The organism is Acinetobacter sp. SH024 (assembly GCF_000163635.1).
In the GTDB taxonomy this organism is placed as follows: Bacteria; Pseudomonadota; Gammaproteobacteria; order Pseudomonadales; family Moraxellaceae; genus Acinetobacter; species Acinetobacter pittii.
Genome location: NZ_GG753604.1, coordinates 52,077 through 64,194, shown reverse-complemented (window position 1 = coordinate 64,194; position 12,118 = coordinate 52,077). Strand labels below are relative to the sequence as shown.

Annotated in this window: 9 protein-coding genes; 3 read left to right on the top strand and 6 right to left on the bottom strand. The window is 39.5% G+C overall.

The annotated features are described in order from the left end of the window. Position 1 precedes the first annotated feature (1 nt). Together HMPREF0013_RS21340 and HMPREF0013_RS21335 are read right to left on the bottom strand one after the other, a co-directional pair. A complete protein-coding gene (locus tag HMPREF0013_RS21340; RefSeq protein ID WP_005804661.1) occupies positions 2-1,441 on the bottom strand; it encodes an AAA family ATPase in 1,440 nt (479 codons plus the stop codon). Between the two features lie 64 nt (positions 1,442-1,505). Then, on the bottom strand, positions 1,506-4,403 hold the full coding sequence (locus tag HMPREF0013_RS21335) for a valine--tRNA ligase (RefSeq protein WP_002116441.1): 2,898 nt from the start codon (positions 4,401-4,403) through the stop codon (positions 1,506-1,508). 196 nt (positions 4,404-4,599) lie between these two features. On the opposite strand from HMPREF0013_RS21335, the gene HMPREF0013_RS21330 reads away from it, so the two are divergent. Genes HMPREF0013_RS21330 through HMPREF0013_RS21320 form a run of 3 tightly spaced genes read left to right on the top strand, consistent with a single transcriptional unit; the run spans position 4,600 to position 6,591 of the window. After that, entirely contained in the window at positions 4,600-5,271 is a 672-nt protein-coding gene (locus HMPREF0013_RS21330; protein ID WP_002116504.1) for a hypothetical protein, read from the top strand. A gap of 25 nt (positions 5,272-5,296) precedes the next feature. Then, complete coding sequence (locus HMPREF0013_RS21325; protein ID WP_002116246.1) at positions 5,297-6,103, top strand: SDR family NAD(P)-dependent oxidoreductase; 807 nt, start codon at positions 5,297-5,299, stop codon at positions 6,101-6,103. Between the two features lie 53 nt (positions 6,104-6,156). Continuing rightward, positions 6,157-6,591: a nuclear transport factor 2 family protein gene (locus HMPREF0013_RS21320; protein WP_002116099.1), complete on the top strand. Its 435-nt coding sequence runs from the start codon at positions 6,157-6,159 to the stop codon at positions 6,589-6,591. On the opposite strand, the gene HMPREF0013_RS21315 is transcribed toward HMPREF0013_RS21320, so the two are convergent. From HMPREF0013_RS21315 to adeJ, 4 genes are all read right to left on the bottom strand, one after another. Continuing rightward, positions 6,588-7,022: a YbjQ family protein gene (locus HMPREF0013_RS21315; protein WP_002116525.1), complete on the bottom strand. Its 435-nt coding sequence runs from the start codon at positions 7,020-7,022 to the stop codon at positions 6,588-6,590. The two genes, HMPREF0013_RS21320 and HMPREF0013_RS21315, sit on opposite strands and share 4 nt — an antisense overlap. Before the next feature lie 7 nt (positions 7,023-7,029). Then, positions 7,030-7,380: a YbjQ family protein gene (locus tag HMPREF0013_RS21310; protein ID WP_002116377.1), complete on the bottom strand. Its 351-nt coding sequence runs from the start codon at positions 7,378-7,380 to the stop codon at positions 7,030-7,032. 108 nt (positions 7,381-7,488) lie between these two features. Then, on the bottom strand, positions 7,489-8,940 hold the full coding sequence (gene adeK, locus HMPREF0013_RS21305; RefSeq protein WP_002116015.1) for a multidrug efflux RND transporter outer membrane channel subunit AdeK: 1,452 nt from the start codon (positions 8,938-8,940) through the stop codon (positions 7,489-7,491). Then, positions 8,940-12,116, bottom strand: a complete 3,177-nt coding sequence (adeJ, locus tag HMPREF0013_RS21300; RefSeq protein WP_002116419.1) for a multidrug efflux RND transporter permease subunit AdeJ — start codon at positions 12,114-12,116, stop codon at positions 8,940-8,942. Before adeJ ends, adeK begins: the two co-directional genes overlap by 1 nt. Positions 12,117-12,118: the final 2 nt, after the last annotated feature.

Here is a 12,118-nt window from a genome sequence, read left to right as displayed (position 1 = left end):
ATTATTTTGCCTCATGTTTTAATTTGGTAAGTTTATTTTTAGCAATCATATACTGGAGTTGTAGTTCTACTGATAGCTTTTCAAAATCTTTATTAATTTCATTTAATAATTCTTGAATTGCATTTAGGTCTTGAGTTAAGTTTCTTGATTCAATGAATTGTAAAAGCTGATCTGATAGTATTTTAATATTTTCATTTTCTTCCTTTACATGAAAGAGTTCTTTTATTATAGATTCATGCGAATAGTGACTTAAATTATCTTCGAAAAACTCATTATTAGAAAGGTCAAAGACTACAGTGTTATCATTTGTAGAAGTGATTACAAAAGGTGAATGTGTACTAACTATAAATTGAAGATTAGGAAATGCCTTTGTGAAGAAAGGTAAGACTTTTTGCTGAAGTGAAATATGTAGATGGGAGTCTATTTCATCAATTAAGACAATTCCATTCAGTTTGTTTTTTCTTGTTTTTATTAATTTAGATTTAATTAAAAGATTAGAGTATATTTTAAAAATTGATTTAAAACCAGAAGGTAGCTCATCAAATCCAAAAGAGATATTTTCATTTTTTTGAATTATTAAAACGCGATTATTGAAGTCATCAAATGAAAGTACTGTAGTTTCATCATCAAAAATTAGTTTTAAGTCATTTTCTATATCACTAAATATCTTATAGATTTCCTCGCAAATATTGTCCTCACTATTTCGTAGTTCTTCTCGTTTTTCCAAGAGATATCTTTCTAATGCTCCTTCAATATCTGAGTCAAAATTTAATTTTAGTTCCTCTAAATAGTAAGTAAGGTCCTTCACATCATACATGTTTCCCATATGTATATATTTTTCTGGAACTTGCAATCTACTATTTACATCGAAAAAACTAAAAATAGTACTATTATTGGTTTCTCTTTCATTAAAGTTTATTTTAAAGAATTTCTGAAAGGATGTAAGTTCATCTAAAGCTTTTTTTAATAAATCATTTGATCTAATAAGATGTTCAGGTTTTGTGGAGTAATAATTTTTAGATTTGTTTTTAAAGTTGGAATCATTGCTATTAGTAAATATATTTACTTCCTGAAGGAAAATTTTTAAATGCTCGTTATATATATGTTGTAATTCTTTTAATTCTTTAATTTTATTGCTATTTTTTTTATTTTTTTCGCTTGCTAAGCTTGAAATTGAATTTACATATTTACTATTTATTTCAAGTATGTCTGAGTAGGCTATAAATTCATTATAAAAAATATTTACTGTGTCGTATATTTTAGAAGAATGAAACTGATCATCTGTAGATATATATTTATCTCTGAACTCAAATTGTAGTTGTTCATAAAGTTTAGTTAAAAAATACGTTTTACCTACGCCATTTTTACCTGTAAGAACAAGGTTCCTACCATTTAACGGTATTTTTATATTTTTAAGTAGGATTGTATTTATATATTTCATATCAATGTATAAAGGGCTGAATAATCAGCCCTTTATACACAAATTAGATTAAATTAACAACATCTTAAAGCGCAGCAATCTGCTCCATATTCGCTTTAACTTTCTCTAACTGAGCAGTAAACTCAGCAAGCTTCGCTTTTTCACCCTCAACAACTGCTGCTGGTGCTTTTGCAACAAAGCCTTCATTTGCAAGTTTGCCAGCGATTTGGTCGTGTTGCTTTTGGATTTTATCCAAGTCTTTTTGCAAACGAGCAAGCTCAGCTTTAGGGTCAATTAAGCCTTTCATTGGTACAAATACCGATGCATGGCTTACAACACTAGAGCAAGACAAAGGTGGCTCTTGGTCTTTATTCAAGAACTCAATGCTTTCAACTTTAGCCAATGCTTTGAACAATGCTTCAATACGAATAATTTGTTCACGTTCAGCGTCAGAAGTGTTTTGAAGTAATACTGGCAACAAGCGCGCATTACCTAAGCCTAACTCACCACGAATGTTACGTACGGCACCAATCAAGCCTTGAAGCCATTGCATATCTGCTTCAGCTTGTTCATTGATTTTTGCTTGCTCAGGAATCGGGTATTGAGCAGTCATAATCGTTGGACCACCTTGACCAAGCATTGGTGCAAGCGTTTGCCAGATTTCTTCTGTCAAATACGGCATAAGCGGATGAGCCAAACGTAATGATGCTTCCATTACTGCAAGCAATACACGGCGTACTTCAGCTTTACGCTCTTCAGAAACTTCTGCATCATTCAGAACTGGTTTAGTTAACTCAACGTACCAGTCACAGTATTCATTCCAGATAAAGTCGTAAATTGCTTGAGCAGCAAGGTCTAAACGATATGTTGCAAATGCTTGGTGTACAGCAGCTTCTGCTTTTTGCAGACGGCTGATAATCCATTGTTCTGGAAGCTCCCAAAGATCAGGGCGAGCTTGTTGACCAACAGTTTGACCTTCAACATTCATCAGAACGAAACGAGTCGCGTTCCAGATTTTGTTACAGAAGTTACGGTAGCCTTCAACACGTTTTAAGTCGAACTTGATGTCACGACCAGTGTTTGCAAGTGCACAGAACGTGAAACGAACTGCGTCAGTACCGTAAGCATTAATACCTTCTGGGAACTCTTTACGCGTTGATTTTTCAATCTTCGCTGCATCTTTCGGGTTCATGAGGCCAGTCGTACGTTTTGCAACTAAGCTTTCTAAATCAATACCGTCAATCAAGTCTAATGGGTCAAGTACATTACCTTTAGACTTCGACATTTTTTGACCTTCACCATCACGTACCAAGCCGTGAACGTAAACAGTCTTAAATGGAACTTGCGATGAACCATCTTCATTTTTCATGAAGTGTAGGGTCATCATGATCATACGGGCAACCCAGAAGAAAATGATGTCAAAACCAGTCACCAACACATCTGTTGGGTGGAAAGTTTTTAAGAAATCATTTGCTGCATCTTTTTGTGCGTCGCCAGTCCAACCTAAAGTTGAGAATGTCCAAAGTGCAGATGAGAACCATGTATCAAGTACGTCTTCGTCTTGTTTAAGTTCAACATCAGCCGCGATGTTATTTTTCGCGCGTACTTCTTCTTCATTACGGCCCACATAGATGTTGCCATTCGCATCGTACCAAGCCGGAATACGGTGACCCCACCAAAGCTGACGTGAAATACACCAGTCTTGAATTTCACGCATCCACGCCATGTACATGTTGCTGTACTGCTCTGGAACAAACTTAATACGGCCATCTTGAACTGCTTCAATTGCAGGTTCAGCAAGCGGAGCAATTTTTACGTACCATTGGTCAGTCAGTAACGGCTCAATGATCACGCCTGAACGGTCGCCACGTGGAGCTTTTAAGTCATACGGTTGGATTTGATCTAACCAGCCTTCAGCTTCAGCTTGAGCAACTAATTTTTTACGTGCTTCGAAACGCTCTAAACCAGCGTATTCCGCAGGTGCAGTAATCGTTTTAGAAATTTGTTCGCCAGCTTTTGCAATATATTCAAACTCACCTAAAACTTCGGCATTTTTGTTGAAGATATTAATGATAGGCAAGCTATTGCGTTTACCTAGGTCATAGTCATTGAAGTCGTGTGCAGGGGTAATTTTTACACAGCCAGTACCGAAGTCTTTTTCAACGTAGTCGTCGGCAACGATTGGAATTAAACGACCTGTAATTGGCAATACAATGTTTTTACCAACAAGGTGTGCATAACGCTCATCTTCAGGGTGAACAGCAACAGCAGTATCACCAAGTAAAGTTTCAGGACGAGTTGTTGCAACGACTAAATAGTCTTTGCCGTCTTGAGTTTTAACTGATTTGTCTTCAAAGAAATATTTAAAGTGCCAAAGTGAGCCTTTTTCTTCTTTGCTTTCTACTTCAAGGTCAGAAAGTGCTGTTTGAAGTTTAGGGTCCCAGTTTACTAGGCGCTTACCACGGTAAATTAAACCGTCTTCGTGCAAACGAACGAATACTTCTTTAACTGCGTTTGATAAACCTTCGTCCATCGTGAAGCGTTCACGTGACCAGTCTACCGAAGAACCTAAGCGACGAATTTGTTTAGTGATTGTGCCGCCAGATTGTTCTTTCCATTCCCAAACTTTTTCAATGAACTTTTCACGGCCTAAGTCGTGACGAGTTACACCTTGTAAGCCAAGTTGACGCTCAACAACCATTTGAGTGGCAATACCAGCATGGTCTGTACCTGGTTGCCACAAAGTGTTTTTACCCATCATGCGGTTATAACGGGTGAGGGCATCCATAATGGCATTGTTAAAACCATGGCCCATGTGCAAACTACCAGTGACGTTTGGTGGCGGAATCATGATACAGAATGATTCACCGTGACCAGAAGGTTTGAAGTAACCTTGTTCTTCCCACGTTTTGTACCACTTCTTTTCGATCTCGGTTGGATCGTATGTGGTTGCAATATTTTGAGCGGTTTGAGCGTCAGTCATAGTAGCTTAGATCGAATATGCATAAAAAATTGCATCTATTGTAGCAAAAAAATGCCTCGAAATTAATGTGCTGAAAACAGATAAACGGTTTTGTATTTTTTTCAAAAAACGGTAGATTTATGAAAGATGGATCACAATTTAATCGTGTGGCGACACGGCACAAAAATTACAAAAGAATTGAAAAAGGATACTGCTGATGAGTTATGAAGTTTTTTTGAAAATTTCCGATTCGACTTATACCCAATTCGAGGCTATTCGGCAAAAACTGCATGATGGGGTAAGCCAAAGTCAGGCAAAAGTTTTGGGGGATGTATTGTCTGACCTTTCTTGTGAAATTATTGAGCAGGTTTTTTCTGTGCTTTTACAGTCAGGAAATGCAAGCATGTCTCCAAAACAACAGGCTGAGTCTGAAAAAGTTATTCAGCAAGTTTTAGAGACTTTTCGAAAATACATGCCGTGGTCGGTTTCATTCTTTGGAAATGAACGTCTCTTACCCTTAGTTGACTACATGACATCTCTCATGAAAGAGCAAGGGCAGCAAGTTTATATTACCTATCCGGTCACGCTTCAACTCGTGCAACAAGCCGAAACTCTTACCCAGCAAATTCGTGACGGTAATATGCAAAGCATTACGGCTGCATTTGAAACGCTCATACAAATTGTGGATTTAGGCGTAACAAGCCTAGTACGTGAACCTAAAAAGCGTTTAAAATTTAATTTGGTTGTCGATAAAACTCTTAACGGAGTCATCAACATGACGACGCATTTGGGCTATAAACGTTTGGAAAAGTTAGGGACACAGGTCGATCAGACCACAGCAACTCATTATATCAACCACTTTTTGGCCTTCATGCACCAAGCAGCATAATTTAAAAAGGTAATAGGAACATCACATGGCCAAAATTGATACTTTGCAAAATAAAGTGGTATGGATTACGGGCGCATCTTCTGGTTTGGGTAAGGCCTTAGCAGGGGAATTGGCTTTACAAGGCGCAAAGCTGATTTTGACTTCGCGTCGTTTTGAAGAATTAGAAGAGGTTCGGGTTGGCTTATTAAATCCCGATCATCATTTGTCTGTGGTCGCAGATATTACTGATGAAAAGCAGGTTCAAGAGGCTTACAAGCAGATTTTAAAGGCGAAAGGTCGTATTGATTGGCTCATCAATAATGCAGGTTTGAGTCAACGTGCTTTAATTAAAGACACGACTATGGCAACTGAACGGGCCATTATGGAAGTCGATTATTTCTCACAAGTTGCACTCACCAAAACCGTCCTACCAACTATGCTAAAACAGAAGTCTGGCAGAGTTGTATTTGTGTCGAGTGTAGCGGGCTTATTAGGTACACAGTACCGTGCAAGCTACTCGGCTGCTAAAGCGGCAATTCACATGTGGGCAAATAGTTTACGTGCTGAGGTTTCAGATCAAGGTGTCGAAGTTTCGGTTATTTTCCCTGGTTTCGTAAAAACTAATGTTTCTTTTAATGCACTCAATGGTGCAGGGGAACCTCAAGGCCATCAAGATGAAGCAATTGAAAATGGTTTAGAGGCAGATGTTTTTGCAGAGCAAGCTGTAAAAGCTTTAGTACAGGGGCAAGAATATATTGTTGTGGGTGGGGCCAAAGAAAAACTAGGGGTGATGGTTTCTCGGATGTCACCAAAACTTCTTTATAAAATGATTCGGAAAACAAAAGTAAAATAAAAAAGTGATTTTGCCGTGCTAAATTGGTGAAAAACCCGCATAGAAGGTTCACCATGGATCAGGATTATCACCGTATTTTAGAAGTCGTCACGCGTTTTCAATTGGTCTTTGATCAGAAAAATTGGGATGCTTTTGATGAGTTATTGGCAGATCAACTTGAGGTGGACTATTTCCAATTTAGAGGAGAACCTTTATGTGTCGTGTCGTGTCATGAATATAAAGGCTCTCGGCAGCAAGCCTTATCCCATTTGCGACTACAGCACAATTTGAGCAATCCTCTGATTCGGATTGAACAAGATCAAGCATGGCTAGAATGTAATTATCAAATTTATCGTTTTTCAGAAAATGATTATTTTCATTCTTTTGGTCGTTATTATTTTACTTTGGCAAAACAACAAGACCAATGGAAAATTACCCGAATTTGCCAACACCTAACTAAAAATATTGGCAATCCGCGCATTCATTTTTCTGAGGTTGGGCAGTATTAATCTTTAACTGCTGTTCCATAAGCAAAAACTTCGACCATTCCGCCTTGCATACCAAGTTCGGTTGTACTCAACCGAACTCCCATAATATGAGTAGCACCGACACTTTGAGCTTGTTGTTTTAAACGTACAATTGCCTCTCGGCGAGCGCGTTCAACAATACTTTCATAACTGGTTAGTCTTCCACCTAAAACATTTTTTATAGATGCCAATACATATTTAAAGTAATCATGAGAAATCACAACATTACTGCTAATAAAGTGGCCTAGTTGATCACTTGTTGCAAAACGATTGGTATCAATTCTGATATGGGCAAATTGTTGCTCTTTTTCTAGAAGTTCATTCAAATGTTTTCGTTCAATATGGCGGCCAAAAGCCCAACCAATACTGAAAAGAATGAGAAAAATAACAAGCTGAAAAATAAGATTATCCATTTTCTACCTATGCATTAAATGGATCGGGTAGATGAGGTGCTTGAGGCTGCACAACCACTGCTGTGCCATACACAAATAACTCAGAAGCACCTTGTGCAATATTGGAAGTTGAAAAGCGAATACCCACAATTGCATTCGCACCAAGCTGTTGGGCTTTTACAATCATACGCTGCATGGCTTCTTGGCGAGATTCTTCTAATAATTCGGTATAACCCGTCAGTTCGCCACCCACGATATTTTTTAAACTTGCCATCAAGTCACGGCCAACATGCTTACTACGAACGGTACTTCCGTAAACAACATCCAGCTGCTTTACAATCTGGTGGCCTGGAACACTTTCTAAATTACTTAATAACATTGTTTTTTATCAATCTAAATTCTTAAGGTTTCAAGATAAAAAATATTCAGATGAGTTGCAATAAAAAAGCCCACCGAAGTGAGCTTTTATGAATAAGTTATTTAAAACTTATTGCTTTTTAAGTTCAGCACTAGATGGTTGATTAACCACTGTATCTGAAGTATTTGCTTTTAAACCACCACCTAGAGTTTTGTATAACTCGATTTGGTTGTTTAAGTTTGCTTGTTGAAGCAATAACAAACCTTGTTCTGCTGAATAAGATGAGCGCTGTGCATCAAGAACCGTCAAGTAACTATCAATACCGGCACGGAAGCGGGCATTTGAAAGTGTGTAGTTGCGGTTAGTTGCTTCTACTAGACGTTGTTGAGCTGTTAAACGCTCACCAATGTTGGCACGAGTTGCAAGCGCGTCATTAACTTCGCGGAACGCAGACTGAACTGATTTTTCATAATCAGACAATGCAATTTTCTGATCAGTTTCAGAAATTTTCACATTGGCACGACGAGTGCCCCAGTCAAAGATTGGTAAGTCTAAGCTTGGTCCAATTGACCATACAAAACCACCAGACTTAAATAGATCACTTAAGTCAGTTGATGCATAACCTGCAGAACCCGTTAAGCTAATGGTTGGGAATAAACGTGCTTTTGCAGCACCGATATTCGCACCAGCAGCGCTTAAGTTATATTCAGCAGCTTTTACATCTGGACGGTTGTTAAGTAAGTCGCTTGGTAAACCCGCTGTAAATACATTTTGTTGAGTAATGCGTTTTACAGGTTGGGTTGGCAACAAGTTTTGTGGAACTGATTGGCCAACTAACAAGTTCAACAAGTTTTGTGCTTGAGCAATCTGTGTTTTGTAGTTCGCTACATCATTACGCGCAGTTTCTACAGAAATCTGTGCCTGACGTAGTGGAACTTCACTATCGATACCCACATCAAAACGTTTTTTGTTGAGATTGTAAGAGTCTTGCTGTGCTTTAAGTGTTTGCTCTGCAAGTCTTAAATTCGCGGTTGCGAAAGAATAGTTCAACCATGCTTGAGCCACTTGACTGATTAGACTGATTTGAGTCGAATCACGTGCGCTTTGCGTTGAAAGATAACTATCTAACGCAGCATCTTTTAAGCTACGTACGCGGCCCCAAAAATCAAGCTCATAGGCAGTTACACCCAGACCTACTTGATAAGTAGAGTAGGGGTTATTCGGATCACGGCTTTGAGAAACCTGACGAATTGCACTACCACTTGCTCCGATTGTTGGAAGCTGATTGTTCTGTGTAATTCGATATTGCTGTTGAGCACGTTCGATATTGAGCGTTGCTGTACGTAAGTCGCGGTTGTTGGCAAGTGCCAAATCAATCACTCCGAGCAAACGAGGGTCAGCAAAGAACTGTTTGTAACCCTGTTCAGCAATAGACGTACCAGAAGCGCTATATGCATAGCTTTGTGGAATATCGGTTTTCACGACTGGTTCTGGGCCGCGCATGCTTTGACAAGCTGCCAAAGCAAGCGCAAGTGCAGATACCGCAATGCTACGACCTGAAATAGACCATACGTTTTGCATCACGATTTATGCTCCTGAGTGTTTATGGTTTTTGGTTTGTACTTAAAGATACTACGAATCCACACATAGAATACAGGGATAAAGAAGATACCTAAGAACGTTGCACTGAGTACGCCACCGAGTACACCGTAACCAACAGAGTGCTGACTTCCTGCACCTGCGCCTGTTGAAAGGGCAAGCGGAAGTACACCGAAACCGAAGGCAAGGGTAGTCATGATGATTGGACGTAAACGCATTTTTGCAGCATGTAAAGTTGCTTCAATCAGGTCTTCACCTTTTTCCTGCAGCTCTTTTGCGAACTCAACAATCAAGATCGCATTTTTTGCAGAAAGACCGATTACCGCGATCATCGCTACCTGGAAGTAAATGTTATTTGAGAGATTTGGATCTCCTTTAATAATCATACCCAAGTAAGTTAATACGATTGCACCAATAATACCGAGTGGTACCACAAGTAAAACCGAGAACGGAATAGACCAGCTTTCATACAATGCAGCCAAGCAAAGGAAAACGATTAACAATGAAAGCGCATATAAGAATGGAGCTTGAGCACCAGACTCACGTTCTTCAAGTGATAAACCTGTCCATTCATAGTCGAAACCTTGTAAGCCCATAGATGGTAACTTAGCAATAATTTCTTCCATTGCTTTCATCGAGTCACCAGAGCTCACGCCAGGTGCAGGTGTACCTTGAATGTTAACCGATGACACGCCGTTATAACGTTCAAGACGTGGAGAACCATATGTCCATTCGCCAGTAGCAAATGCAGAGAACGGTACCATTTCGCCTTTGTTATTACGTACATACCACTTGTTTAAGTCTTCAGGCATCATACGGCTACCCGCATCACCTTGAACATAAACTTTTTTCACGCGGCCACGGTCAACGAAGTCGTTAATGTATGAGCCACCCCATGCAATACGCATCGTATTGTTAATTTCGGCAATACTCACACCCATGGCACCAGCTTGAGCTTGGTCTACATTAATTTGATACTGAGGTGTATCTTCTTGACCATTAGGGCGAACACCCACAAGGCGTTTATCTTGTGCAGCCAAACCTAAGATCGTATTACGTGCAGCAATAAGTTTCTCATGGCCTTGACCACTTGAATCTTTAAGTTGCAAGTTGAATCCGGCTGTTACACCGAGTTCAGGCATTGCTGGAAGCTGTAAAGGCATGATGTAAGATGCGTCTTTAACGATCATGTTCAATGCCATACCTCGCTGAATCAATGCGCCAATTTGAGTTTCTGGTGAAGTACGTTCACTCCAGTCTTTCAATTTAACGAAGCCAATACCAGCATTTTGACCAACACCTGTGAATGAGAAGCCCGAAACGGTGAAAATCGATTCCACTGTATCTTTTTCATTCATGAAGAAGTTTGTCATGGTGTCAATCACTTTACCTGTACGGTCAAGCGTTGCATTTGGCGGTAATTGAACAAGTGTCATTACTACACCCTGATCTTCTTCCGGTAAGAATGAAGATGGGAGTTTTTGGAACAAGAACACTAATAAAGCAATAACTACAGCGTAAAGCACGCCAGAGAAGATTTTGCCCTTAAGCATGCGGTTAACACCATTTTGGTAGCTATGCGACATGCGGTCAAAACCATTGTTAAAGCCTCTAAAGAAACGAGCAAAAATATTATTACTTGGTGCTTTGTTTGGATCATGCTGTTTTAAAATGGTTGCACAAAGTGCCGGTGTAAATGTTAACGCTACAATTAACGATAGAACCATTGCTGTTACAAGGGTAATCGAGAACTGACGGTAAATTACACCAGTTGTACCACCAAAGAATGCCATTGGTACGAATACCGCTGTTAATACGCTTGTGATACCAATTAACGCACCAGAAATCTGTTGCATTGATCGTGAGGTCGCCGTGACCGGATCGGTATGCTCTTCACTCATCACACGTTCGACGTTTTCGACCACAACGATGGCGTCATCGACCAGAAGACCAATTGCCAATACCATGGCGAACATGGTTAAGGTGTTAATTGAGAAGCCAAAGATATTAATAACAGCGAATGTACCTAACACAACAACAGGTACAGCAAGTGTTGGAATAATCGTTGCACGCCAGTTCTGTAAGAACAAGAACATGACAATGAATACCAAAACTACCGCTTCAATTAATGTGTGTACAACACTTTCAATTGAAAGACGAATAAATGGAGTCGTGTCATAAGCCAGTTTATCTGCAAGACCTGTTGGATAGTTCTTACGTAATTCAGATAAACGATGTTCAACAGCTTCTGCGGTATCAAGTGCATTGGCACCAGTTGCAATTTTAATTGCAAGACCACCAGCAGGTTTACCGTTAAACTTCGAGTCAAACTGATAGTTATCAGAACCTAACTCTACACGCGCAACATCTTTTAAACGAACCTCAGCACCAGATGCTGTGTTCTTTAAGAAGATATTTTTAAACTGTTCAGGTGTTTGCAGCAAACTTTGTGCATTCACTGTTGCATTAAGCACTTGACCTTGTACAGCTGGTGCACCACCTAATTGACCTACTGCTACTTGTGAGTTTTGCGCTTGTAAAGCTGTCGCAATATCACTAGGAGTTAGTTGATAACTGGTTAACTTAGCTGGATCAAGCCAAATACGCATTGCGTATGAACCACCAAAGACCTGTACCTCACCCACACCAGCAACACGGCTAAGTGGTTCTTTAATTGATGAGTTTACGTAGTCTTTAATGTCCGAGTCAGAAAGGCTGTTATCTGGTGAGTAGAATGCAATAACTTGCAAGAAGCTTGCACCAGATTTAGTTACTGTTACACCTTGACGCTGTACATCTTCAGGTAAAAGCGCAGTTGCAGATTGCAATTTGTTTTGAACCTGAACCTGTGCAATATCTGGATCAATACCTTGTTCAAAGTTTAATTGAATAGAGGCCTGACCGTTACCAGCACTGTTAGATGAAATGTAGCGTAAACCATCTAGACCATTCATTTGTTGTTCAATGATCTGGGTTACAGTGTTTTCAACAGTCTCAGCAGATGCACCAGGATAAGTTGCAGCAATTGTAACTGTCGGTGGTGCAATCGTCGGATACTGTGCAATAGGCATTTTTGTTAGCGTGAGAATACCTGCCAACATAATGACTAATGCAATCACCCACGCAAAAATGGGGCGATGAATAAAAAATTGTGCCATTC